Origin of the sequence: Kitasatospora sp. NPDC056273, from assembly GCF_042268845.1 — a bacterium.
Lineage (GTDB): Bacteria > Actinomycetota > Actinomycetes > Streptomycetales > Streptomycetaceae > Kitasatospora.
Genome location: NZ_JBHJSJ010000048.1, coordinates 1 through 23,363 on the forward strand (window position 1 = coordinate 1; position 23,363 = coordinate 23,363).

At 73.4% G+C, this 23,363-nt stretch carries 22 protein-coding genes, 5 tRNA genes and 1 pseudogene; 15 read left to right on the forward strand and 13 right to left on the reverse strand.

The annotated features are described in order from the left end of the window. Positions 1-142: 142 nt before the first annotated feature. Together ACFCY1_RS31565 and ACFCY1_RS31570 are read right to left on the reverse strand one after the other, a co-directional pair. Positions 143-400 carry a DUF3073 domain-containing protein gene (locus tag ACFCY1_RS31565; protein WP_049654080.1) on the reverse strand — a complete coding sequence of 86 codons (258 nt, stop codon included), beginning with the start codon at positions 398-400 and terminating at the stop codon, positions 143-145. 382 nt (positions 401-782) lie between these two features. After that, positions 783-1,940 (reverse strand): Glu/Leu/Phe/Val dehydrogenase dimerization domain-containing protein, encoded by a 1,158-nt coding sequence (locus ACFCY1_RS31570; RefSeq protein WP_074002053.1) that lies wholly within the window; start codon positions 1,938-1,940, stop codon positions 783-785. 198 nt (positions 1,941-2,138) lie between these two features. On the opposite strand from ACFCY1_RS31570, the gene ACFCY1_RS31575 reads away from it, so the two are divergent. Together ACFCY1_RS31575 and bldC are read left to right on the forward strand one after the other, a co-directional pair. Next, the gene (locus ACFCY1_RS31575; protein WP_375876765.1) at positions 2,139-3,077 is read left to right on the forward strand and encodes a hypothetical protein; all 939 of its coding nucleotides are present in this window, start codon (positions 2,139-2,141) and stop codon (positions 3,075-3,077) included. Positions 3,078-3,564: 487 nt separating this feature from the next. Next, entirely contained in the window at positions 3,565-3,771 is a 207-nt protein-coding gene (gene bldC, locus ACFCY1_RS31580; RefSeq protein WP_014137253.1) for a developmental transcriptional regulator BldC, read from the forward strand. Positions 3,772-4,130: 359 nt separating this feature from the next. On the opposite strand, the gene ACFCY1_RS31585 is transcribed toward bldC, so the two are convergent. Further along, positions 4,131-4,204: transfer RNA gene (locus tag ACFCY1_RS31585), tRNA-Asp, on the reverse strand. 156 nt (positions 4,205-4,360) lie between these two features. Then, positions 4,361-8,341 carry an ATP-dependent RNA helicase HrpA gene (gene hrpA, locus ACFCY1_RS31590; RefSeq protein WP_369808314.1) on the reverse strand — a complete coding sequence of 1,327 codons (3,981 nt, stop codon included), beginning with the start codon at positions 8,339-8,341 and terminating at the stop codon, positions 4,361-4,363. Positions 8,342-8,491: 150 nt separating this feature from the next. On the opposite strand from hrpA, the gene ACFCY1_RS31595 reads away from it, so the two are divergent. Together ACFCY1_RS31595 and ACFCY1_RS31600 are read left to right on the forward strand one after the other, a co-directional pair. Beyond that, complete coding sequence (locus ACFCY1_RS31595; protein ID WP_117488941.1) at positions 8,492-9,010, forward strand: SigE family RNA polymerase sigma factor; 519 nt, start codon at positions 8,492-8,494, stop codon at positions 9,008-9,010. Next, complete coding sequence (locus tag ACFCY1_RS31600) at positions 9,007-9,900, forward strand: hypothetical protein (RefSeq protein WP_074002056.1); 894 nt, start codon at positions 9,007-9,009, stop codon at positions 9,898-9,900. The genes ACFCY1_RS31595 and ACFCY1_RS31600 overlap by 4 nt, the downstream gene beginning before the upstream one ends. Before the next feature lie 107 nt (positions 9,901-10,007). On the opposite strand, the gene ACFCY1_RS31605 is transcribed toward ACFCY1_RS31600, so the two are convergent. Continuing rightward, positions 10,008-10,493 (reverse strand): DUF3995 domain-containing protein, encoded by a 486-nt coding sequence (locus ACFCY1_RS31605; RefSeq protein ID WP_074002181.1) that lies wholly within the window; start codon positions 10,491-10,493, stop codon positions 10,008-10,010. A gap of 132 nt (positions 10,494-10,625) precedes the next feature. On the opposite strand from ACFCY1_RS31605, the gene ACFCY1_RS31610 reads away from it, so the two are divergent. Both ACFCY1_RS31610 and ACFCY1_RS31615 read left to right on the forward strand, forming a co-directional pair. After that, positions 10,626-10,856 carry an antitoxin gene (locus tag ACFCY1_RS31610; protein WP_117488944.1) on the forward strand — a complete coding sequence of 77 codons (231 nt, stop codon included), beginning with the start codon at positions 10,626-10,628 and terminating at the stop codon, positions 10,854-10,856. Then, positions 10,853-11,257, forward strand: a complete 405-nt coding sequence (locus tag ACFCY1_RS31615) for a type II toxin-antitoxin system VapC family toxin (protein WP_074002058.1) — start codon at positions 10,853-10,855, stop codon at positions 11,255-11,257. Before ACFCY1_RS31610 ends, ACFCY1_RS31615 begins: the two co-directional genes overlap by 4 nt. A 66-nt stretch (positions 11,258-11,323) precedes the next feature. Here the strand turns inward: ACFCY1_RS31615 and ACFCY1_RS31620 are convergent. The 4 genes from ACFCY1_RS31620 to ACFCY1_RS31635 all read right to left on the reverse strand — a co-directional run bounded on the left by ACFCY1_RS31620 (position 11,324) and on the right by ACFCY1_RS31635 (position 12,091). Continuing rightward, positions 11,324-11,397 (reverse strand) — tRNA-Phe (locus ACFCY1_RS31620). Positions 11,398-11,424: 27 nt separating this feature from the next. Then, a tRNA-Asp gene (locus ACFCY1_RS31625) sits at positions 11,425-11,498 on the reverse strand. 63 nt (positions 11,499-11,561) lie between these two features. After that, a tRNA-Glu gene (locus ACFCY1_RS31630) sits at positions 11,562-11,634 on the reverse strand. A 115-nt stretch (positions 11,635-11,749) separates the two neighbouring features. After that, on the reverse strand, positions 11,750-12,091 hold the full coding sequence (locus ACFCY1_RS31635; protein ID WP_049656966.1) for a metallopeptidase family protein: 342 nt from the start codon (positions 12,089-12,091) through the stop codon (positions 11,750-11,752). A 154-nt stretch (positions 12,092-12,245) separates the two neighbouring features. Between ACFCY1_RS31635 and crcB (ACFCY1_RS31640) the strand changes: the two genes are divergently transcribed. The 6 genes from crcB (ACFCY1_RS31640) to ACFCY1_RS31665 all read left to right on the forward strand — a co-directional run bounded on the left by crcB (ACFCY1_RS31640) (position 12,246) and on the right by ACFCY1_RS31665 (position 17,972). Next, complete coding sequence (gene crcB / locus ACFCY1_RS31640) at positions 12,246-12,752, forward strand: fluoride efflux transporter CrcB (RefSeq protein WP_375876793.1); 507 nt, start codon at positions 12,246-12,248, stop codon at positions 12,750-12,752. Continuing rightward, positions 12,749-13,147, forward strand: coding sequence for a DUF190 domain-containing protein (locus ACFCY1_RS31645; RefSeq protein WP_375876766.1), 399 nt, complete (start codon positions 12,749-12,751; stop codon positions 13,145-13,147). The genes crcB (ACFCY1_RS31640) and ACFCY1_RS31645 overlap by 4 nt, the downstream gene beginning before the upstream one ends. Further along, complete coding sequence (gene crcB, locus ACFCY1_RS31650) at positions 13,144-13,518, forward strand: fluoride efflux transporter CrcB (RefSeq protein ID WP_074002061.1); 375 nt, start codon at positions 13,144-13,146, stop codon at positions 13,516-13,518. Before ACFCY1_RS31645 ends, crcB (ACFCY1_RS31650) begins: the two co-directional genes overlap by 4 nt. Before the next feature lie 157 nt (positions 13,519-13,675). Then, the gene (locus ACFCY1_RS31655; RefSeq protein ID WP_375876767.1) at positions 13,676-14,416 is read left to right on the forward strand and encodes a hypothetical protein; all 741 of its coding nucleotides are present in this window, start codon (positions 13,676-13,678) and stop codon (positions 14,414-14,416) included. 195 nt (positions 14,417-14,611) lie between these two features. Continuing rightward, complete coding sequence (locus ACFCY1_RS31660; protein WP_375876768.1) at positions 14,612-16,909, forward strand: DEAD/DEAH box helicase; 2,298 nt, start codon at positions 14,612-14,614, stop codon at positions 16,907-16,909. Positions 16,910-17,132: 223 nt separating this feature from the next. Beyond that, positions 17,133-17,972 (forward strand): TIGR02452 family protein, encoded by an 840-nt coding sequence (locus tag ACFCY1_RS31665; protein WP_375876769.1) that lies wholly within the window; start codon positions 17,133-17,135, stop codon positions 17,970-17,972. A gap of 7 nt (positions 17,973-17,979) precedes the next feature. Here the strand turns inward: ACFCY1_RS31665 and ACFCY1_RS31670 are convergent, their stop codons facing one another. Further along, the gene (locus ACFCY1_RS31670; RefSeq protein ID WP_074002063.1) at positions 17,980-18,315 is read right to left on the reverse strand and encodes a hypothetical protein; all 336 of its coding nucleotides are present in this window, start codon (positions 18,313-18,315) and stop codon (positions 17,980-17,982) included. A gap of 105 nt (positions 18,316-18,420) precedes the next feature. Continuing rightward, complete coding sequence (locus ACFCY1_RS31675) at positions 18,421-19,515, reverse strand: hypothetical protein (protein WP_375876770.1); 1,095 nt, start codon at positions 19,513-19,515, stop codon at positions 18,421-18,423. A 134-nt stretch (positions 19,516-19,649) separates the two neighbouring features. On the opposite strand from ACFCY1_RS31675, the pseudogene ACFCY1_RS31680 reads away from it, so the two are divergent. Then, a pseudogene (locus tag ACFCY1_RS31680) lies at positions 19,650-20,108 on the forward strand (RICIN domain-containing protein); the annotation flags it as partial. A 7-nt stretch (positions 20,109-20,115) separates the two neighbouring features. On the opposite strand, the gene ACFCY1_RS31685 reads toward ACFCY1_RS31680, so the two are convergent. Continuing rightward, a complete protein-coding gene (locus ACFCY1_RS31685) occupies positions 20,116-20,811 on the reverse strand; it encodes a tyrosine-protein phosphatase (protein ID WP_049651763.1) in 696 nt (231 codons plus the stop codon). A 112-nt stretch (positions 20,812-20,923) separates the two neighbouring features. Further along, complete coding sequence (locus ACFCY1_RS31690) at positions 20,924-21,685, reverse strand: SDR family oxidoreductase (RefSeq protein ID WP_375876771.1); 762 nt, start codon at positions 21,683-21,685, stop codon at positions 20,924-20,926. A gap of 193 nt (positions 21,686-21,878) precedes the next feature. On the opposite strand from ACFCY1_RS31690, the gene ACFCY1_RS31695 reads away from it, so the two are divergent. Together ACFCY1_RS31695 and ACFCY1_RS31700 are read left to right on the forward strand one after the other, a co-directional pair. Then, positions 21,879-22,658: a DNA polymerase beta superfamily protein gene (locus ACFCY1_RS31695; protein ID WP_375876772.1), complete on the forward strand. Its 780-nt coding sequence runs from the start codon at positions 21,879-21,881 to the stop codon at positions 22,656-22,658. A 47-nt stretch (positions 22,659-22,705) separates the two neighbouring features. Next, positions 22,706-22,778, forward strand: a tRNA-Lys gene (locus ACFCY1_RS31700). The last annotated feature ends 585 nt before the right edge of the window (positions 22,779-23,363 follow it).

Below are 23,363 nucleotides of genomic sequence, written 5' to 3' on the forward strand. Positions count from 1 at the left end.
GTCACGACGCATGGCCCCCTCCGGAGCTCCGGAGGGGCCCTTCCGTCGTCAGGACCGGCCCGCGCGGCGACCGCCGTACGCGGGAACGCCGAAGACCGGCCCGGCGCCCAGGGCGCCCGGACCGGTCCGGCGGGACTGCTTGTTACGAGCGGCGGGAGGCCTGCGACGGCCCGGTGCCCGGCTCGGTGTCGCCGTCGTCGTCGAGGTCGGCGTAGCGGGCGGCGTACTCCGCGTACGGGTCGTCGTCCTCCTCCTCCTCGATCGGCTCCGGCTCGATCGAAGCGGTGGACGGCGATACGCCCAGCTCGTTGGACAGACGGTTAGCGTCGAACCCGCCGCTGTTGTACTTCAGCTCGCGGGCGACCTTCGTCTGCTTGGCCTTGGCCCGGCCGCGCCCCATGGGTCGACCCCCTCAACGATGGGGCTCACGGCCCCGAGTCTGACACGTGTTCATGATCAGGACCGGCCTGCCCGAATGGGAGGACCGTCCCTTGGAGCATTAACGGTACCTGTTTCCGCCGCTGGACGGTACGTCGTCAGTGTGACGTGGCGCGCACCGACCGCACCCGCGACCAGGTCTTCCCAGGTCAAGGGAGGTTTTGCGGCGTTTTGCGCGCTGTCCAGAGGTGTCTTGGGTCCGTCGTTCCAGGACTGATTATCCCCCCTAGGGGGGCTTCGGATCACCCGTTCGGCCGGAGAAGTGAGAATCCGGTTCCACATCGTGATGCGCGGGGGGCCACTGGGACGGCCCCCCGCGCGCCACGGGGTCGGCTGGTGACCCGTCAGCCGCGGCGGGCGCCGGGCAGCAGCACCGTGCGCAGGGCGCTGATCTCGCGCATCCGCTTCTCGGCCAGGCGGTCGGCCGCGACCGCCGGCGGGACGCCGTCGGCCGTCGCCCGGGTGAAGATCTCCAGGGTGGTGTCGAAGATCTTCGTGGCCTTGTTCTTGGCCCGCTCGAAGTTGAAGCCGTCGATCTCGTCGGCGACCTGGATGACGCCGCCGGAGTTCACCAGGTAGTCCGGGGCGTAGAGGATGCCGCGGTCGGCGAGGTCCTTCTCGACGCCCGGGTGGGACAGCTGGTTGTTGGCAGCGCCGCAGACGATCGAGGTGCCGAAGCCGCCCAGCGCCGCGACGACGTCGTCGGTCAGCGCGCCGCCGAGGGCGCAGGGGGCGTAGACGTCCAGCTTCGCCTGGAGCAGGGCGGCGGTGTCGGCGACCACCTCGACCTCGGGGTGGGCCGCGCGCACGCGGTTGACGGCGGCCTCGAAGGGGTCGGTGACGACGACCGTGGCGCCGTCCGCGACGAGGTGGCCGACCAGGTAGTGGCCGACCTTGCCGACGCCCGCGACGCCGACCCGCTTGCCGCGCAGGGTCGGCTGGCCCCAGCGGGCCTGGGCGGTGGCGCGCATGCCCTGGAAGACGCCGAAGGCGGTCAGGATGGACGAGTCGCCGGCGCCGCCGTGCTCGGGCGAGCGGCCGGTCACGAACTCGGTCTCGCGGGCGATGACGTCCATGTCCTGGACGTAGGTGCCCACGTCGCAGGCGGTGATGTAGCGGCCGCGCAGGGACTCGACGAAGCGGCCGTAGGCCCGGAGCATCGCCTCGTTCTTGTCCTTGTTCGGGTCGCCGATGATGACGGCCTTGCCGCCGCCGAGGTCCAGCCCGGCCAGCGCGTTCTTGTAGGACATCCCGCGGGACAGGTTCAGCGCGTCCTCCAGCGCCGCCTCCTCGGAGGCGTACGGGAAGAAGCGGGTGCCGCCGAGGGCCGGGCCCAGGGCGGTCGAGTGGATGGCGATGATCGCCTTCAGACCCGAGCTGCGGTCGTGGCAGAGGACGACCTGCTCGTGACCGTCGCCGGGGGCGCCGTCCTGCTCGGTACGGAAGATCCTGCTGAGCACGCCGGGTGCGGGGTGCGTGGCGGGGGTCTGTACGTCGGTCACTGTGGTGACTCCAGTATTGAAGGCCCGCTGCTGTGGTGCGGGCGCCTAGGGCGAAGCGTAGTCGGGGGCGCGCCGCCGGTCCGGCGTCTTGCCCGAGCCGGGGCCGGACGTCCGAGGGGTGAGACGGACGGCGGTGCGGAGTGCGGGCGCGAACGGTTCGGGGGCGCGCCCTCCCGGGGCCGCGCGGCGCGTGCGACCATGCAGGACGTGACCGTCGTACGTACCTCCGTACAGCCGCCCTACGCGGCCCACCTGCGGGTCTACGAGCCGCTGGCCGCCTACCCGGAGCCCGACCGGGCCCGCTGGCAGGCCTGGGCGGCGGAGCACGGGCCGGATGCCGCGGAGCCGGCCCAGCCGGTGGCGGCGGCGGTGCTGGAGGAGCAGCGGGAGGCGCTCGCCGGGCTGGCCGCCCGCACGCCCCGGGCACTGCCCGAGCGGGAGAGCGGGCGGGCGTACCTGCGGCTGGTGGACGGCGTCCTGTACGTCTGCCCGTGGGCGACCAGGCTGCGCAGCTGGCAGGCGCTGGAGGAGCTGCGGGCCGGGGCGCCGGTGGCGCTGCTGGACACCGCGCTGCCGCCGGTGGCCCGGGCGGCCGCCGAGGCGGACCGGGAGCGCTGGCGGGCCGAGCACCCGGACGCCCGGCCGTGGATCCTGACCAGCCGGTGGGAGGTGCCGGTGCACTGGTTCCTGCCGTTCGGGGACGAGGACCGCTGCTTCGTGCCGGGCGGGGAGGGGCCGGGCGGGGAGGGGTCGGTGGACGGCCCGGGCGGGGGAGCGGAGCGGGGCGGCCGGCCGGCGGCGCTGTTCTACCTGGTGCCGATGGCGCAGGCGCGCCGACGGGTGGCGCGGGCCTTCCGGGCGCTGCGCGAGGCGGCGCCGGACGGGGACCTGGTGCGGGGCGCGGAGCGGGTCGGGCGCTGGCTGGAGGAGTTCCACCCGCGCTCGCTGGTGGAGCTGGACTACGGGGGCCTGGTGCATCTGCTGGGCCCGGAGCGGCTCTTGGCGGACCGTTCGGCGGGGGAGCTGGAGGAGGGGCTGCGGGCGCTGCGGGCCGGGGACACCGCGGAGGCGCTGCGGGTCCACGGGGAGCTGACGGTGCGGTGGCGCCGGGTGCTGGCGCTGCGGCACGCGAACTGACGTCCGACCGCGCGTGTATGACTGTAAGAGTCCTAAGGGCTGCACATCGGATGACCAAGGTCCCGGTTCGGGTCAATAGCTGCCGAACGTGACACTACTCACCGTTGACGCGAACTTACCCCTATGTGCAAAAATGGGACAACCAGCCCAACTTCACGTGAGCGTGCCCACTTTTGGGTGGTTCTGGAGTCGATGCGTGCTTTGCGGGGAAACGGAGGGTCTGGTCCCCTCGTAACCGGATGTCATCACTATGTGACTGTCCGCTATGGGGTGGTCCATCGCCATCCGTCGGCCTTGAACCCGTGAGGGGTCAATTTTGGCGGTTTGGTCGATAGGGCTGGACGGATGGTGTAGTTGTAGACACCAGGACAAGCCGTTCGTCCTATAACCGACTCGGCCCGTCTATGCCATTTCGGGCATCGCGGGCCAAGGTGCAGAATTTGAAGGATAGAACCGCCCTGGTTCGGTTCTCCCGAGGAGGCCGCTCATGACCGCTCGTACCCCTGATGCTGAGCCGCTGCTGACGCCGGCAGAGGTTGCCACCATGTTCCGCGTGGACCCGAAGACGGTCACCCGCTGGGCCAAGGCAGGCAAGCTGACGTCGATTCGCACGCTCGGTGGTCACCGCCGTTACCGTGAGGCGGAGGTGCGCGCTCTGCTGGCTGGGATTCCCGCCCAGCGTACTGAGGCCTGATAGGCCGAAGGCTCTTTTAAAGGGGCCGCTTACCGGACTCCGCCGGGTCCGGTAAGCGGCCCCTTTGTCGTGCCCGCCCGAGGGTGTTCGGGTGTCGGCCGAGTGGTCGGAATGTTGAACTCCGGATAACGATTTGATGCGCGTGGGGTGGGGGGGATTTACAGTGAATAGCTGTACAATTTTACATATTAAATTAACAGGGTTCCGGAGAGGGCTCCACGGGGCCGGCTCCGGAGGGGACCGGGTGACGACCGTCACACGGTCTGTCACTTGTGGTCTAGACCTACTCGGGGTAAAGGGCCGAACGACCAAAAGCGAGAGGCCCGGAACCTGACGGTTCCGGGCCTCTCGCGTTGCGGCGATCCCGACGGGACTTGAACCCGCGACCTCCACCTTGACAGGGTGGCGAGCTAACCAACTGCTCCACGGGACCAGGGTTTCCTGATCTCGTTCACTCGCTTGCCGCGCTGCGAACAAGACAGACTGTAGCCCATGGTGGGCCCCCAGGTCGAACTGGCTCCTGAACGCCCACCCGCACCCGTCCGCAGCTCACAGCACCGGCGGGGGCGGTCACCCGCCTCCGCCCGGGTCAGAGCGTCGCCCGCGCCGCGTCCATCGCCTTCATGATCCGCTTCTCCGAGACCGGGCTCGGCGTGCCCAGCGACTGGGCGAAGAAGCTGACCCGCAGCTCCTCGATCATCCAGCGGATCGCCCGCACCTCCGCGGACGGCTGGTGCCCGGCCGGCACCGCCGCCAGCAGCTCCCCGTACGCCTGCTGGACCTGCTGCACCTTCAGCAGCTGCTGGGCGTCCCGCTGCGGGTGGTTGGGCAGCGCCTCCAGGCGGCGGTCCACCGCCAGCAGGTAGCGCTTGAGGTCCGGCAGCCGCTGCCAGCCGGTGGCCGTCACGAAGCCCGGGTGCACCAGCGAGGCCAGGTGCAGCCGGACGTCGTTCACCGCGTTCAGCAGCACCGGGCTGCTCACCGACTTCAGCCGGGTCGAGGCCTTGTGGAAGGCGATCAGCGCGGTGGCCGTCTTCAGGGTGGTGTCCGCGGACAGGTCGTACAGGTCCGCGCGCACCTTGTCGTGCAGCTTCCCGAAGGCCGCCTCGTCCCAGGCCGGGCCGCCGTTCAGGGCCATCAGCCGGTCCGTCGCGGCCGACACCACGTCCTCGAACAGGGCGGTGATCGAACCGTGCGGGCTGTGCGAGAGCGCCAGCTTCGCCTGGTTGCCCAGCCGGCCCTGGATCGACTTGGCCGGGGAGTTGGTGGTCAGCGTCAGCAGCCGCCGCGTCCCCTCCCACATCGACCGGGCCTGCGCCTCCGGGGTGTCGAACAGCTTGACGCCGACCGACGGCCCCTCGTCCACCAGCGCCGGGTAGGCGCGCATCGAGTGGCCGCGCGAGCGCTGCTCGAAGGTGCGCTGGAGCACCGGCAGCGAGGCCGGCCAGGCGGTCAGCCCGCTCTGCTCGATGCCCTGGCCGGAGGCGGCCGAGGAGAGCGTCTCCTTGAGCTTGGGCTTGAGCTTCAGCCGCAGCTCCTCCAGGTCCTTGGACTCGGCGAGCTTGCGGCGCCCGTCCACCACCCGGAAGGTCACCTTGAGGTGGTCGGGGACCCGTTCGTCGTCCCAGGCCTCCGGGGGCACGGTGACCGCCGTCAGGCGCTTCAGGGCGTGCTCCAGGGCCGGGAGGAGCGGTTCCTGGCGGTCCTTCACCGCGCGCAGCGCCGCCTTGGCGAAGTCCGGCGCCGGGACGAAGTTGCGGCGGACCGCCTTCGGCAGCGACTTGATGTACGCGGTGACCAGCTCCTCCCGCAGACCGGGGATCTGCCAGTCGAAGCCCTCCGCGGTGACCTGGTTGAGCACCGGCAGCGGGATGTGCACCGTCACGCCGTCCGCGTCGCTGCCCGGCTCGAACTGGTAGGTCAGCTTGAAGCGGAGCTTGCCCTGCTGCCAGTGGTCCGGGTAGTCGGCCTCGGTGACGCCGCCCGCGGCGTCGTTGATCAGCATCGACTTCTCGAAGTTCAGCAGGTCCGGCTGCTCGTGCCGGGCCTTCTTCCACCAGGAGTCGAAGTGCCGGGTGGAGACGACCTCCTCGGGCAGCCGGGCGTCGTAGAACTCGAACAGGGTCTGGTCGTCGACCATGATGTCCCGGCGGCGGGCCCGGTTCTCCAGCTCCTCGACCTCGCCGAGCAGCTTGCGGTTCTCCGCGAAGAACCGGTGGTGGGTCTCCCAGTCGCCCTCGACCAGCGCGTTGCGGATGAACAGCTCGCGGCAGAGCTCCGGGTCGATCCGCCCGTAGTTGACCTTGCGCTGGGCGACGACCGGCATCCCGTAGAGGGTCACCTTCTCGTACGCCATGACGGCGCCGGCCTTCTTCTCCCAGTGCGGCTCGCTGTAGCTCCGCTTGATCAGGTGGCCGGCCAGCGGCTCGACCCACTCCGGCTCGATCTTCGCGTTGATCCGCGCCCAGAGCCGGGAGGTCTCCACCAGCTCGGCCGACATCACCCAGCGCGGCGGCTTCTTGAACAGGCCGGAGCCCGGGAAGACCGCGAAGCGGGCGCCGCGCGCGCCGCCGTACTCGCGCTTCTCCACGTCGAACAGGCCGATGTGGGAGAGCAGGCCGGCCAGCAGCGACTGGTGGATCCGGTCGGCGTCCGGCTCGGCGTCCTCGTGCGGCTCCTCGATCGTGACGCCCAACTGCTTGGCGACGGTGCGCAGCTGGACGTAGATGTCCTGCCACTCCCGTATCCGCAGGTAGTTGAGGAACTCCGACTTGCACATCCGGCGGAACGCCGAGGAGGAGAGCTCCCGCTGCTGCTCCCGGACGTAGCGCCACATCGCCAGGTAGGAGAGGAAGTCGGAGGTCTCCGAGTTGAACCGCTTGTGCCGCTCGTCGGCGGCCTGGCGCTTCTCGGCCGGGCGCTCGCGCGGGTCCTGGATGGAGAGCGCGGCGGCGATCACCATGACGTCGCGGACGCAGCCGTTGCGGTCCGCCTCCAGCACCATGCGGGCCATCCGCGGGTCCACCGGGAGCTGGGCGAGCTTGCGGCCGAGCGCGGTCAGGCGCTTGCGCGGGTCCTTCTCGTCCGGGTCCAGCGCGCCCAGCTCGTGCAGCAGGTGGACGCCGTCCTTGATGTTGCGCGAGTCCGGCGGGTCCAGGAACGGGAAGGCGGCGATGTCGCCGAGGCCGGCCGCGGTCATCTGGAGGATCACCGAGGCCAGGTTGGTGCGCAGGATCTCGGCGTCGGTGAACTCGGGGCGGGAGAGGAAGTCCTCCTCCGAGTAGAGCCGGATGCAGATGCCGTCCGAGGTGCGGCCGCAGCGGCCCTTGCGCTGGTTGGCGCTGGCCTGGCTGATCGCCTCGATCGGCAGCCGCTGCACCTTGGTGCGGTGGCTGTAGCGGGAGATCCGGGCGGTGCCCGGGTCGATCACGTACTTGATGCCGGGGACGGTCAGCGAGGTCTCGGCGACGTTGGTGGCCAGCACGATCCGGCGGCTGCGCGAGCGCTGGAAGACCTTGTGCTGCTCGGCCGAGCTGAGCCGGGCGTACAGCGGCAGGACCTCGGTGTTCTTCAGCTTCAGCTTGTCGAGGGCGTCCGCGGTGTCGCGGATCTCGCGCTCGCCGGAGAGGAAGACCAGGATGTCGCCCGGGCCCTCGGCCTGGAGCTCCTCGGCGGCCTCGCAGATCGCCTGGACCTGGTCCCGGTCCCGGTCGCGGTCGACCTCGTCCGCCTCGTCGTCACCGTCCTCGGCGAGCGGCCGGTAGCGGACCTCCACCGGGTAGGTGCGCCCGGAGACCTCGACGATCGGGGCGTCGCCGAAGTGGCGGGCGAAGCGCTCCGGGTCGATGGTCGCGGAGGTGATCACGACCTTGAGGTCCGGGCGGCGGGGGAGCAGCTGCTTGACGTAGCCGAGGATGAAGTCGATGTTGAGGCTGCGCTCGTGCGCCTCGTCGATGATCAGGGTGTCGTACTGGTGCAGGTCGCGGTCGGTCTGGATCTCCGCGAGCAGGATGCCGTCCGTCATCAGCTTGACCAGGGTGTCCTGGCCGACCTGGTCGGTGAACCGGACCTTCCAGCCGACCGCCTCGCCGAGCGGGCTGTCCAGCTCCTCCGCGACCCGCTCCGCCACCGTGCGGGCGGCGATCCGGCGCGGCTGGGTGTGGCCGACCAGGCCGCGCACGCCGCGGCCCAGTTCCAGGCAGATCTTCGGGATCTGGGTGGTCTTGCCGGAGCCGGTCTCGCCCGCGACGATCACCACCTGGTGGTCCCGGATCGCCGCCAGGATCTCGTCCTTCTTCTGGCTGACCGGGAGCTCGGCGGGATAGCCGATCTCCGGCACGGCCTTCCGGCGGCGCTCGACGACCAGCTCGGCGCGGTCGATGTCGGCGGCGATCTCGGCGGCGACCTTCTGCCGGGCCTCGGGCTTGCGGACCCGACGGGCCCCCTCCAGCCGGCGCCCGATCCGCACCTGGTCGCGCAGGGTCAGCTCGGGCAGACGGGCGGCCAGCTCGCCGATTCCGGGGCCGCCCTCGGCGGGTACGGTGGCGGACTGGACTGCGGGAGAACTCACTGCGGGCATCCCTCTAGGTTCGCAAGGAGGCACGGCGGAGCGCACCTCGGTTTTCGAGCCCCTCCAGTGTCACAGCCGTGAGCGGCGAATCGCGAACGCCGGGCAACGGTCCACGGCCGTCCCGGGCTCTGGGGGGGTGAGGAGGTGCTCATGGGAGCCCACAAGACCGCCCGGGACGAGGAGTTCCGGACGTTCGTCGGCAGCGCCTGGTCACGGCTGCTCAGGACGGCGTACCTGCTCGCGGGGGACCGGCACGGCGCCGAGGACCTGGTCCAGCAGGCGCTGGAACGGGCGTACGCGGCCTGGAACAGGGTGCGCGCCGCGGACGATCCGTACGCCTACGTGCGCCGGATCGTGATCAACGAGCACGCCCGGCGGTTCCGGCGGCGGCTGGTCGAGTACCCGGTCACCGAGTTCCCGGACCGGCCCGCGCCGGCCGGCACCGACCCGGACGACCGGGCCGTGCTGCTCGCCGCGCTCGGCGCCCTGCCGCCGCGGCAGCGCCAGGCCGTGGTGCTGCGCTACTGGGAGGACCTCAGCGAGACCCAGACCGCGGAGGCCATGGGCTGCTCGGTCGGGACGGTGAAGAGCCAGGCGGCCCGAGGGCTGGCCAAACTCCGCGGGGCCTCCTCACTCATCGGACTGACGAGCATCGGAGGGGCAAGATGAGCAACCAGTACCTGCCCGGGGACGAGGCGGGCGGCGACGAGCCGGCCACCGTACGGGCCCTGGGCGAACTGGCCGGCAGCGTCGAGACCGGGACGGTCCCGTACGACCGGCTGGTCGCCGGGGGCCGGCGGCGGCTGCGGCGCCGGCGGCTGCTGACCGCCGGGGTGGCGGCGGCGCTGGTCGCCGGGATCGCCGGGGGGACGGCGGTGCTCGGCGAGCGCGGCCGGCAGGCCGTCTCGACCGTGGTCGCGGCCTCGGCCACCGACGTGGCCGTCCCCGGCTCCGCGGGCGGCACGGCCACCCCGAAGGCGCCCGGCGCCCGGGACCCGTTCAACCCCACCCGGGTCAAGGTCGGCGAGGGCACCGCGAACGGCCACGCCTGGGAGGCCTGGGTGGCGCTGTGGCCGACCTCCCCCACGAAGGAGGGCGCCCTCAAGCAGGCGCAGCTGATCCGGGCGGAGCGGTACGCCGTCAACCCGGACGTGAAGCCGGTCAGGCAGAGCGACGTCGACAGCAACTGGGACGCGGGCATCGACGAGGTGAACTACTACTACACGGTGGACGGCAAGCGGCAGGCCGACGACTCCGTGCACGCGGTCTCCTCCCCGGGCGGGTACCCGGCCGCGGTCGGCGGCGCGTCGCTCGGCCTCAAGCACGCGACGGGCATCCCGCCGGTGGTGATCGAAGGGGTCCGGGCCGAGGTCGCGAAGGTCGCGGTCGACTGGAAGACCGGCGGCACCACCGAGGCGGTGCCGGTCGCCGTCGGGGACTCCCCGTTCCGCTACTACGGCGTGGTGGCGAAGCCGGGCACCGACGCCGCGAAGATCACCCAGTACGCGGCGGACGGCTCGGTGGTGAGCAGCACCGACAGCTGGCTCCGGACCTCCTGACCACCTGACCGGGCCGGATGGCGGGCTCGACGGAACCGAGCCCGCCGTCCGCGACCCTACTCAGGCGCCAGGAACACGGTCAACGCCGCCCGGCCCCACCGCCCGGCTCACCGTGCCGCCGCCCGGCGGACGGTGAGCCGGGCGGCCGAGACGACCGCGAACAGCAGGCCGCCCGCCAGGAAGAACGGCTCGTAGCCGAAGGTCGCGAACCGGGCCATCGCGTCCAGCTCGGCCCCCGACCGGCCGCCGGTGGCCAGCGCGATCCAGTCCGGCACCGACGGCGCGGCGTGCAGCACCAGCAGCGCGGTGGTGCCCCACAGCGCGAAGCCCAGCAGCCGGGCCGGCACCCGGGCACCCCACCGCCGCACCGGCGCCAGCGCCACCGCCGCGGCCACCGCGCACAGCGGGATCGCGATCACGTCGATCACCAGCAGCGGCGTGCTGCTCCACACCGACAGCCCGTCCGGCAGCCCCAGCCGCCCGTCCGCCAGCCAGTACACGTGCACCAGCGCGAAGGCCACCGCCCACCCCGCCGCCGCGTACCCGGCGCCCCGCGCCACCCGGTTCCACCCCGTGTCCCGTGTCGTCTCCATGCCGTCCACGGTCCCGCGCCGCCCCACCCCGCCGGATCGTCCCGCGGGCGGTACCCCCTCCCCCTCCAGGGGGAAACGGTCGCCCACCCGGAAGTGCCAGCAATATGCAGCTGGTGCAGCTAAAATGCAGGCATGACAGCCATCACCATCCGCGAAGTCCCGGACCCGATCCTGGACACCCTCAAGCTGAAGGCCGCGCAGGCCGGAAAGAGCCTCCAGGCCTACCTGCTCGACCTCGTCACCCGCGAGGCGGCCACCCCGTCGCTCGCCGAGATGATGACCAGGCTCGACCGGGAGGCCCGGACCGAGATCAGCACCGCCGACATCCTCTCGGCGATCGACGAGGGCCGGGAGCGCCGGTGACCTCCACCGTCGTCGTGGACTGCTCGGCCCTGGTCCGGGCACTCGCCGACCACGGCCCGGCCGGCCGCGCCGTCCGCGCCCGGCTCCGCGACCTGGATGTGCTCGCCGCCCCGGGCCTGCTCGACTACGAGCTCGTCTCGGCCCTGTTCGGCATGGTCCGGGGCGGGAAGCTCACGGCGAAGGAGGCGGAGAAGGCGATCGCCGACTACCAGGCGCTCGCCGTCACCAAGCACGAGACGCTGGTCCTCTGGCAGCGGGTCCGGGAGCTCCACCACGACATCAGCGCCTACGACGCCCAGTACGTGGCACTCGCCGAGACCCTCGCCGTCCCCCTGGTCACCAGCGACGCCCGCATCCGACGCAGCGGCGCGGCCAGGTGCGCGATCGAGGTCTTCGCCTAGTCGGCCGGTGGGGCGGGAGAACGGCGAAGCCCCTGTAGCGAATTCGCTACAGGGGCTTCCGGGTTGTGGCCAGGGCCGGGGTCGAACCGGCGACCTTCCGCTTTTCAGGCGGACGCTCGTACCAACTGAGCTACCTGGCCGTACTGCACCGTCTCTTGCGAGACGAGCGATCCCGACGGGACTTGAACCCGCGACCTCCACCTTGACAGGGTGGCGAGCTAACCAACTGCTCCACGGGACCTAGAAGTGGCGAACCACTCAGGGTCTTGCGGTCTTGCGCACTGCACTTTACTACGGTACTGCGTGCCCCCAACGGGATTCGAACCCGTGCTACCGCCTTGAAAGGGCGGCGTCCTGGGCCACTAGACGATGAGGGCTTGTGGCCTGTCCCGCTGTTCCCAGCGTTCGGGGACGTCGAGAAGCATATGGGATGCGGGGCGGATCGCCAAAACGGGTTTCGGCCGGGTGGGGGGCGGGGCCCGTGGGCGGGGGTCAGGACCAGCCCAGCTCGTCCAGTTCGTGGTCGTCGAAGCCGAAGTGGTGGGCGACCTCGTGGATGACGGTGGTGCGGACCTCCTCGACCACCTGCTCGTGGGTGTCGCAGTGGCGCAGGGTGGGGCCGCGGTAGATCAGGATGCGGTCGGGCAGGACGCCCGCGTACCACTCGCCGCGCTCGGTGAGCGGGGTCCCCTCGTAGAGGCCGAGCAGCTCGGGGTCGCTCGGGTCGGGCTCGTCCTCGACGAAGATCGCGACGTTGTCCATCATGGCCGCGAGCTGCGGGGGGATCTGGTCGAGGGCGTCGCCGACCAGCGATTCGAACTCTTCCCGGGTCATCTCCACCGGATCATTGTCCGGTGCCGGATGACGGTGTGCCAGGTGGCGGGGGCCGGTGTTTGATGGGGCTGTGACGACTTCGGAGGGCGCCGTGGACGACGCCGCGGACGGCACCGCGCCCGGGGGCACCGCGGCGGACGGCCCGGCCCGGGTGCTGCCGTCGGGCGCGGCGCCGGCCCCCGGCGGACGGCTCGGCCGGGCCCGGCCGCCGGTGCTGCGCGGGCAGGGGCGGGCGGTGGCGGTGGTCGCGCTGGGCGGGGCGATCGGGGCGGTCGTCCGGTACGCGGCCGGGCTCGGCTGGCGGACCGGGCCGTCGGCCTTCCCGTGGACGACGCTGCTGGTCAACGTGGTCGGCTGCGCGGTGATCGGGGTGTTCCTGGTGGTGATCACCGAGGGGCGCCAGGCGCATCCGCTGGTGCGGCCGTTCTTCGGCACCGGGGTGCTGGGCGGGTTCACCACCTTCTCGACGTACGCGGTGGACGTCCGCCGCCTGCTGGAGGGCGGCCGGCCGGGGCCCGCCGTGGCGTACCTCGGGCTGACGCTGGCGGGCGCGCTGTTCGCGGTGTGGGCGGCGGCCGGGCTGACCCGGCGTCTGGTGCACCGGGCCGTCCGCCGCGGGGCCGAACGGGGCGCGACGGCGCCCGGTGGGGGCGTGCGGTGAGCCGGCTGAGCGGGCCGGCGCTCCGGCTGACCGTGCTGGTCGGGGAGAACGACCGGTGGCGGCACCGCCCGCTGTACAGCGAGATCGTGCACCGGGCCCGGGCGGCCGGGCTGGCCGGGGCGAGCGTGTTCCGGGGGATCGAGGGGTTCGGGGCCTCGTCGCTGGTGCACACCACGCGGCTGCTGTCGCTGAGCGAGGACCTGCCGGTGGCGGTGGTGATCGTGGACGAGGAGGAGCGGGTGCGGGCGTTCCTGCCGCAGCTGGACGGGATGGTGGCGGAGGGGCTGGTGCTGCTGGACCGCTGCGAGGTCGTGACCTACGCGGGCCGGGGGCCGGCGGCGGAGCCGGGCCGGGACGCGGGCCGGGATCCGGGCCGGGGGGAGACGGCGGAGTGAACTGGCTGCTGGTGGTGGCGGGCGCGGTGGTCGGCGCGCCGCTGCGGTACCTGACCGACCGGGCGGTGCAGTCCCGGCACGACTCGGTGTTCCCGTGGGGGACGTTCACGGTGAACGTGGTCGGCTGCCTGGTCCTCGGGCTGGTGACCGGCGCGGTGGCGGCGGGCGCGGCCTCCTCGCAGGTCCAGCTGCTGCTGGGGACGGGGCTCTGCGGGGCGCTGACCACCTACTCGACCTTCTCGTACGAGACCCTGCGGCTGGCCGAGACCGGGGCCGGACGGTACGCGCTGGCCAACGCGGCCGGCAGCGTGGCGGCCGGCCTGGCCGCGGTCTACGCGGGCGCGGAGCTGGCCTCGGCCCTCTGGGGCTGAGCGGGGCGTCGGAAGCCCCCGGGAGGGGCCGGTGCGCCCTCCCGGCCCGGGCGAGCTTGGGCGCTGCCCGTGTCCCGCCGGGCCGGGCGCGCGTTGGGCACCAAAAGCGGCCGCGCGCGAGTGGGCGGCCCGGGTGGGGCGGTAGAGAGGGACCTCAGTGGCTTCGGTACGGGCGGCACGGACGGTGCGGGCGGTACGGGCGGTGCGGGTGCGGCTGGCCGCGGCGCGTACGGCTCCGGTGCGGGCGGCGGCGCTCCCGCGCTCGCGCGCGGTGCGGGCGGCGGCGCTGCTGACGGTGACCGGGCTCGGGCTGACCGGGTGCATGTCCGTCGGCCCGGCGGCGGAGGAGAAGCACGGCGTGGCGCCGGTCGGGCAGGCCGGTCCGGCGGCCCGGCCGGGGGCGACGGGCGGGCCCTCGGCCTCGCCGGGGGCCGGGCACCCGGGCGGGGCCTCGGGCCATCCGGAGCGGCCGGGGGGCCTCCAGGGCGAGGGCGGGGCGAACGGGGCCACCGTGACGGCGCCCGGCGAGGCGGCCCCGGGGGCGAACGGCGCGGTGGCCGGGGTGGTCCCGGTGCCGGGGTCGGGCGCTCCCGACGGCGGTCCGGGCGGCGGTTCGGCGGGCGGTGCGAACACAAGTCCCGTGCCGCACCCGGGCGGTGGCCCGGGCGGGTCGGGCGGTACGGCGGGCTCCGGCGGTACCGGCGGGGCGGGTGGCACCGGGGAGGGCCGCTCCGGCGGCGGCTCGGCCGGGACGCCCTCGTCCACCCCGACCAGCCACCCGTCCGGCACCCCCGCGCCCGAGCACAGCTCGCCCGCGGCGACCGTCCCGCCGGCCCCGGACCCGTCCTCCGGCAGCTCCGGTTCCTCGGCCCCGAGCCCGCGGGTGGTCGCGCATTAGGTGATTGAGCAGGGGGTTTGCCTCTGATCCCCAGGTTCGTCTATGGTGGTAGATCGTTCGTTTGATCCATTTGACTGGCGCCCTATTCCCATCTGGCGCCCTTGGCGCGTTCCGGCGATCCGTGGCTGACCGCATAGAGGCGGTTGTGAAACAGAACCCCGGACTTTGGCGCGTGCCACTTCCGGAAGGTTTTGCATGTCTCTCGTTGACGACGCCCGCTTCGCCATGCCCGCGAACGAGGCCGCCGCCGATGTCACCGACACCAACGACATCAACGACATCACCGACACCGCCGCGGACGAGGTGATCGCCGAGGCCGTGGAGACCGTGGAGGCCACCGAGGAGGCGGCCGCCGAGCCCACCATCACCTTCGGCGACCTGGGCCTGCACGACGACGTCGTGCGTGCCCTCGCCAAGCGCGGTGTGACCACCCCGTTCCCGATCCAGGCCGCGACCATCCCGGACGCCCTGGCCGGCAAGGACGTACTGGGCCGTGGCCGTACCGGCTCCGGCAAGACCCTCAGCTTCGGCCTGCCGCTGCTGACCCGCCTGGCCGACGGCGAGCGCACCAAGCCCAAGCACCCGCGCGGCCTGATCCTCGTCCCGACCCGTGAGCTGGCCATGCAGGTCGCCGACGCCCTGGAGCCGTTCGGCTCGGTGCTCGGCCTCAAGCTCAAGGTCGTCTGCGGCGGCACCTCGATGTCGAACCAGATCTACGCGCTGGAGCGCGGCGTCGACATCCTCGTCGCCACCCCCGGCCGTCTGCGCGACCTGCTGAACCGCGGCAGCGCCAAGCTCGCCGACGTCCGGACCGTCGTGCTCGACGAGGCCGACCAGATGGCCGACATGGGCTTCCTGCCCGAGGTCACCGAGATCCTCGACCAGGTGCCGGCCGGCGGCCAGCGCCTGCTGTTCTCCGCCACCCTGGAGAACGAGATCGACACCCTGGTCAAGCGCTACCTGAAGAACCCGGTCACCCACGAGGTCGACCCGTCGGCCGGCGCGGTCACCACCATGACCCACCACATCCTCGTGGTGAAGCCCAAGGACAAGGCGCCGATCACCAACGCGATCGCCGCCCGCAAGGGCCGCACGATCATCTTCGTCCGCACCCAGATGGGCGCCGACCGTGTCGCCGAGCAGCTGATCGAGGCCGGCGTGAAGGCCGACGCGCTGCACGGCGGTATGACCCAGGGCGCCCGTACCCGCGTCCTCGGCGACTTCAAGGACGGCTACGTCAACGTCGTCGTCGCCACCGACGTCGCCGCCCGCGGCATCCACGTCGACGGCATCGACCTGGTCCTGAACGTGGACCCGGCCGGCGACCACAAGGACTACCTGCACCGCTCGGGCCGCACCGCGCGCGCCGGCCGCTCCGGCGCCGTCGTCACCCTGGTGCTGCCGCACCAGCGCCGCGGCGTCTTCCGCCTGATGGAGGACGCGGGCGTCGACGCCTCGCGCCACATCCTGGACCACGCCTTCGACGCCGAGGTCGCCAAGATCACCGGCGCCCGTTCGCTGACCGAGGTCCAGGCCGAGAGCGCCGCCGGCATCGCCGGTGCCGCCGAGCGCGAGCTCGCCGACATGACCCGCCAGCTGGAGCGCGCGCAGCGCCGCGCCACCGAGCTGCGCGAGGAGGCCGACCGCCTGGCCGCCCGTGCGGCGCGCGAGCGGGCCGAGCTGGGCATCGAGGACGAGGAGCCGGCCGCCGAGGCCGAGTCCGGTGAGTCGGCCGAGGCCGCTCCGGCCGCCGAGGCTCCCGCCGCGGCGCAGGCCGAGGACCGTGCCCCGTCGTACCGCGAGGCGCGCGGCGAGCGTCCGGCCTACGGCCGTGACCGTGACCGTGACGACCGCGGCGGCCGTTCGGGTGGCTTCGGCGGTGGCCGTGACCGCGATGACCGTGGTGGCCGTTCGGGTGGCTTCGGTGGCGGTCGTGACCGCGATGACCGTGGTGGCCGTTCGGGTGGCTTCGGTGGCGGCGACCGCGAGCGCGGTGGCTTCAACCGTGACCGTGGCGGCTTCGGCGGTGGCCGTGACCGTGACGACCGTGGTGGCCGTTCGGGTGGCTTCGGTGGCGGCGACCGCGAGCGCGGTGGCTTCAACCGTGACCGTGGCGGCTTCGGTGGCGGTCGTGACCGTGACGACCGTGGTGGCCGTTCGGGTGGCTTCGGTGGCGGCGACCGCGAGCGCGGTGGCTTCAACCGCGACCGCGACGACCGCGGCGGCCGTTCGGGTGGCTTCGGCGGCGGCGACCGTCCGGCCCGCTCCTTCGGCGACCGTCCGTCCTTCGGCCGGGACCGTGACGAGCGCGGCGGCAGCAGCCGTCCGTTCTCGCGCCGCGACGACCACCGCTCCGGCGGCCGTCCGCAGTCCGACCGCGGTGGCTTCAACCGTGACCGTGGCGGCTTCGGCGGTGGCCGTGACCGCGACGACCGCGGCGGCCGTTCGGGTGGCTTCGGCGGCGACGACCGCAAGCCGCGCTGGAAGAACTGACGCCGCACCGGCGGTGACCGACCGCCGGCCGGGCTGAACGTGCGGCCGGGCCGACCACACGGCCGGGCCGACCGCGTGAAACGCACGAAGGGCCCGCTCCTCCCCGGAGCGGGCCCTTCGCGTTTCCCCCCACGCGGACACCCCGCCATCCCCCCGGGGTGTTGTTCTGGAAGTGAGAATAACCTGTGGCGCACGGGCGCGGTAGTCCCGTAGCGTCGCGGCCATGAGCAGCAGACTGCACGACGTGGCACGGGTGAACGAGGAGATCGCCGAGCGCGGGAGCTACCGGACGGCCGGGGGCGAACTCGTGCGGGTGGGGGAGGAGTTGGCGGCGGCGAAGGCCGGCACGGTGTCGTACGCGCCGGAGCGGCTGGACGCGCTGCTGGCGGAGGGCGGCCACGGGCCGGGGCCGGCGGCCGGGCGGATCGAGGTCACGGCCGAGGGGAGCGTCCAGGCCGCCCGCCGGCTGGTCGACGCCGGGGCGGGGCCGGTCGGGGTGCTGAACTTCGCCTCCGCGCGCAACCCCGGCGGCGGCTACCTGCGCGGCGCCCGCGCCCAGGAGGAGGACCTGTGCCGCAGCGCGCTGCTGTACAGCTGCCTGCTGGAGGCACCGGACTACTACGAGGCGCACCGGGCCTCCACCGACCTCCGGTACAGCCACCGGGTGATCGTCTCGCCGGCGGTGCCGGTGATCCGGGACGGGCGCGGCGAGCTGCTGGCGCGGCCGTACCCGGTCTCCTTCCTGACCTCGCCCGCGCCCAACGCCGGTCAGCTGGAACGGCGTTCACCCGGTACGGACGTCCGCGGCGTGCTCGCCGAGCGGGCCGTGCGGGTGCTCGCCGCGGCCGCCCGGCACGAGCTGCGCACGCTGGTGCTCGGCGCCTGGGGCTGCGGGGTGTTCGGCAACGACCCGGCGCAGGTCGCCGAGGCCTTCGAGGGGGCGCTGGCCCGGTACGGGGCGGCCTTCGACCGGGTGGTGTTCGCGGTCTGGGACCGCGCGCCGGTCTCGGCGAACCGGGCCGCCTTCGAGGCCCGGTTCGGTGCGGAGCGCGCGGTCCGGTGAGGGCCGGCTAGCGCTTGCGGGCGGAGAGCGCCGTCGCGGCCGTGGAGGCCGCCGCGACCACGCCGGTCACCGCGAACACGGACGGCCAGGCGCCGATCTTCTTCGCCAGCGGGTGCGAGCCGCCGAAGGCCGCCACGTACAGGCCGGTCAGCGCCGCCGCGGTGCCCGTGCCCGAGCTCCGGCGCCACTGCGCGGCCGCCCCGGCGCCGGCCACCGCCAGCACCGCGCCGCCCAGCTCGCGCCGGCCGCTCCAGCGGGCGACGCCGTAACCGCCGACCAGACCGCTCGCCGCGGTCAGCGCGGCGGGCGCGGCGGCCGCGATCACGTTCGGGACCTTCGCCATCGTCGACTCCACTCGTAGGGGGGCTGTGTCGGCTTCCGACCCTAACCCGGTGAACGGGCGGGGCCGTCGGGGCCTCCCGGAACGCCTGGACCCGGAGCGCCCGGTCTACCGGAACGCCTCGGCGGGCGTCTGCCCCGGCACCGTGGCGGCCAGCCGGCGGGCGGCCTCCACCGGGTCGAGCACCCGCTCCAGCCGCAGGTCGCCCGGAACCTCCTGGATGAACCGCCCGGCCGACCAGCTGCGCTCGTACGGCAGCGGCTCCAGCACCAGGGTGCGCACGCCGTCCACCACCGGGATATCGCCCGGCGTCCCCTCGTTCCAGATCCAGGAGCCGTCCGGCGCGACCAGGTTGAAGGCACCGGTGGCGATCACCCGGCGGCCGTCCAGGAACGCCGTCCGGGCCAGCTCCACCACCTCCCGCTCCTGCGGGGTGCCGGGCAGGTGGCCGCCGCCGATCAGCACGTCCGCGAGCAGGGTGTGCAGCTGGAAGGTGTCGCTCAGGCCGCTCATCCGCAGCAGGTAGCCGGTGCCGGTGGGGCGGTCGAGCACCAGCAGCGGCTCGTCGTCCAGCATCAGCGCCAGGTGGACCAGGCCCTTGAAGTCGTGCTGCTCGCCCTGGTAGCGGTCGAACAGCTCCAGGAGCACCTCGGTCACGCCCGAGGCGCGGGCCTCGGCCCGGACCTCCGCGTGCGCGTACACCGCCCAGGCCGCCTGCTGCCACAGGTGCAGCGTCCACCAGGCGACCACGGCCAGGTGCGCGTGCCACTCGTCCAGGTGCGCCGGGTCGGCGATCCGCTCGTGCGCCTCGGCCGGATCGTCCTCCTCCGCGCTGGGCAGCGGGCCGCCGCCGGTGGAGACCCAGCGCCGGACCAGCAGCTGCGCGCCGGTCAGCGCCCCGCGCAGACCGGCCAGCACCGGGCCGGAGCAGGCGACCGGGTCGGCGCCGTGCTCCACGCAGGCGCCCACCACCATGGCCAGGTGCGCGCGGGGGAAGGGCGGGGCGTCCGGCAGCAGCGCGGCCAGCCGGGGGCCGGCCGCCACCCGCTCCGCCGGGTCGGCCGCGCCGAACAGCCCGCCGACCAGGCCGAGGGCGGGCCCGAACCGCTCGTCGTCCCCGGCCGCGACCACGGCCTCCAGGGCGGCCACGGCTTCGGAGAAGGTGGGCTGTTGACGGTGCGACGGTATCTGCTCGGTGGACATTCGCCGCAGCATAGGGGGCGGGGCCGGTCCGGCGGAAACTCCTCCGCGCCCCCGGCTCGGAGCCCTCGGCCGGCGGCCCGCACGGTGGCCCGTACGGCGGTGCGGGACGGCCTGTCGGTGCCCGGTGGCAGACTGCGGTCGTGACAGACTCCGCGATCACCGACGGCAGCTACCTCGTCCGCAACGTCGGCAGCGGCCTGCTGCTGCGGGTCGCCGACGGCTCCCGGCGCAGCGGCGCCCGGATCGTCCTCGGCGCGGACGACGGCAGCGACGCCCGGCTCTGGCGGCTCACCGCCGTCCACCCGGGCGGCGCGCTGTTCCACATCGAGAACGTCGGCAGCGGGAAGCGCCTGGACGTCGCCGGCGCCTCGACGGAGGACGGCGTCCGGATCCAGCAGTGGTCGGCCAACGCCTTCGGCGCCCAGGAGTGGCTGCTGGAGGCCCACGTCGACGCCCCGGGCACCTACACGGTGACCAGCTTCATCAGCGGCAAGCCCCTGACGGCGGGCGACACCCCGGAGGCCGACGTCCACCAGCGGGAGGACGCCGACACCCCGGCGCAGTGGTGGCGCTTCGAGCGCCGGGAGGGCTGACGGTCGGTCAGTCCGAGAGCTTGGCGCGGACGGCGTCGAGTTCGGCGTCCGTCGTGCCGTGGTGGCGCAGGTAGTCGGGGACGGTGCCGTGGTGGTCGTGGATCCAGGCCAGCGAGGAGGCGAGGTGCCCGGCGTCGACCGGGCGGGAGATCCGCTCGGTGCCGGTCTCGTCGACGTACGGGGTGGGGCCCTTGTCGAGGCCGAGGCCGACGTTGGAGCGCAGGAAGTCGGTGGTGATCTCGGCCTCGGAGGCGCCCAGCAGGGACTGGAGGACGGCGATGGTGAGGCCGGTGCGGTCCTTGCCGACGGCGCAGTGGACGACGGCGGCCAGTGAGTCCGGCGCGGCGAGGCGGCGGACCACGGCGGCCAGCGAGGGGCCGGCCGTCTCGGCCATGAAGGGGTAGAGGGCCGCCTGGTCCTCGGGCCAGGGCCGGTCGACGTCCTTGCGGTCGGCGGGCAGGGTCGGCAGGTTGAGGGACTCGTGGTCGAGGCCGTGCCGCTGGTCCGGCCAGGTCTGCAGCTCGAACGCGCTGCGCAGGTCGAACACCGTCCGCAGGCCGAGCGCCTTGAGCCGCCGGGCGCCCTCCTCGGTGAGGGTGTGGAAGGACCCGGAGCGGTACAGCACGCCCCGGCGGAGGGCGCCGATCCCGCCCGCGTCACGGAAGTTGCGCACACCGGGGATGTCGATGAAGGCGTCGGTCATGGCCACCACCGTACGGGCGGGGGCGGACGGGCGGAAGGAAACCGGAGGGGGCCGCTCGGTGGCGGGACGACGCTGGCCGAAACCGGCCCCCTCCGGTACGGAACCGGGCTGTTCAGCGCCCGCCCGAGACCTCCAGGAACGCCCCCGTGGTGTACGAGGCCGCCGGGGAGAGCAGGAAGAGGACCGCCTCGGCGACCTCCTCCGGCTGCCCGCCGCGGCGCATCGGCAGGTTGGGCGCGACCCGGTCGACCCGGCCGGGCTCGCCGCCGAGCGCGTGGATGCCGGTGTGGATCAGCCCCGGCCGCACGGTGTTGACCCGGATGCCCTCGGCGGCGACCTCCAGGGCCAGGCCGCGGGTCATCGAGTCCACCGCGCCCTTGGCGGCCGCGTAGTCGACGTACTCGTTCGGTGAGCCGATCCGGGAGGCCGCCGAGCCGACGTTGACGATGGCGCCGCCGCGTCCGCCGTACCGGGTGGACATCCGGCGGACGGCCTGGGCCGCGCAGAGGAACGGGCCGGTGATGTTGGCGGCCCAGATCCGGTTCAGCCGGTCCTCGTCGATCTCCTCCAGCCGGCACTGCTTCTCCAGCGTGCCGGCGTTGTTCACCAGCCCGGTGAGCGGGCCGAGTTCGGCGTCCACGGTGGTGAACAGCCGCTCGACCTCGGCGGTGCGGCTGACATCGGCGCGGACCGCGAGGGCGGTGCCGCCGTCGGCCCGGATCTTCTCCACGACGGCGGCCGCGTTGGCCTCGTCCGTACGGTAGTTGACGCAGACCCGGTAGCCGCGGCGGGCGGCCAGCAGGGCGGTGGCGGCACCGATGCCGCGGCTCGCGCCGGTGACGATCAGGACCTCATCGGTCAGGGTGGTCGACATGGCCCGTACGCTACCCGGCGGCCCGGCCGGGGACACCCGCCGCGGCCGCCCGCGGGGCCGCGATCCTCGGGGCCCGGTATCGGCGGCCGGGCCGGCGCCGGAGCGGAATTCGCTCGCCCGGTGCGGCCCGCTCCGGCGAGGATGCCCGGACGAGGATGCGGTGCCCGCCCGTCCGTACGAGAGGAGTCCGCCGATGTCCGCCGTTCCCGCTGCTCCCGTCCCTCCGTCCGTCCCCGGCACGGTGCTGCTCTCCGGCATCGTCGGCTCCACCGCGTACGGCTTCGCCCACGCCGGCTCCGACCTCGACCGGCTGGGCCTGTTCGCCACCCCCACCGAGGAGTTGCACGGCCTGCACCGCCCGGCCGAGTCCCACGTGACCACCGCGCCGGACCTCACCCTGCACGAGGCCGCCAAGTGGTGCCGGCTGGCGCTGGGCTGCAACCCGACCGCCTCCGAGCTGGTCTGGCTGCCGGACGGGCTCTACGAGGTCCGCACCCCGCTCGGCGACGAACTGGTCGGCCTGCGCACGGCCTTCCTCAGCGCACCGGCCGTACGGAAGGCCTACCTCGGCTACGCCGACCAGCAGTTCCGCAAGCTGCTGACCCGCGACACCACCGACCCGGCCACCCGCCGCCGGGCCGCCAAGCACGCCCGGCACCTGGTCCGGCTGGTCGAGCAGGCCGTCCGCCTGCACGAGACCGGCCGCAACCCGATCCGGCTGCCCGACCCCGAACGCATCCGCGAACTGGGCGAACGCATCGCCGACCACCCCACCCTCGCGGAGGGCCTGCTGGCCGACGCCGCCGACCGCCTCGCCGGCCCCGGCGTCCTGCCCGCCGCGCCCGACCCGCGCCCCGTCGAGGCCTGGCTCCGCCGGGTCCGCGCCGCCCACTACACACCGCCTCAAGACCCGCTCCACAACCCCGGCACGCCCGCGCAATCCACTGGCGGAGCCCTGGGCCCCACCGGGTAGGATCGCCGTGGTCCTCCCACCCGGAACCCCGGGTGTTCCAGGGCCGCGGGGCGCTAGCTCAATTGGCAGAGCTGCGGACTTTTAATCCGTAGGTTCAGGGTTCGAGCCCCTGGCGCCCCACCGCACCGAGGCCGGATCGGGATGTTCTCCGATCCGGCCTCCGTTGTTCCCGGGCGTGGGCGTTCCGCCGCCCGGAGCCGCGCGCCGTCGCGGGCCGCGGCCGGTCCTGGCGGAAGCCGCCCGGGTGTGCCCCGCGGGCCCAACTCCGGTGCGTGCGAGGGCGTTGGGGTGCCTGGTCCGGGGGCGGGCCGATCCGCTGCCGTCCGTGGCCGGTGCGCGCCCTGCGGCCGGTGCCGATCGCGTGGCGCCCCCACCTGCCGTGCCGGTGGCTGGAATTCGGTGTGGACGCGGACCGGTGGAGTGGCATGGGTCACGTCGGAATCGGGCGTTTTCGACTGTTCTGCGGTGGTGTTGCCCGTCGGTCGGCGGGGTTGTCCGAGGGCCGAGGGTCGGTGATCGTGTCGGGCCTAAATATGATCGGAAGCCACGATCGTCGGTTAGTGGTGACGGTCGTATGTGCAACCTGGGAACGGTTCGGGCCGTCTCTCTGTGTGCGGTGCGCCGGATCGTCAGGGGCGTCGCTTCCGTCGGTGAAAGGTACGCGCATGTCAGGTCGGAGGGGCGAGAGCCCGGCTCGGGGCGAGG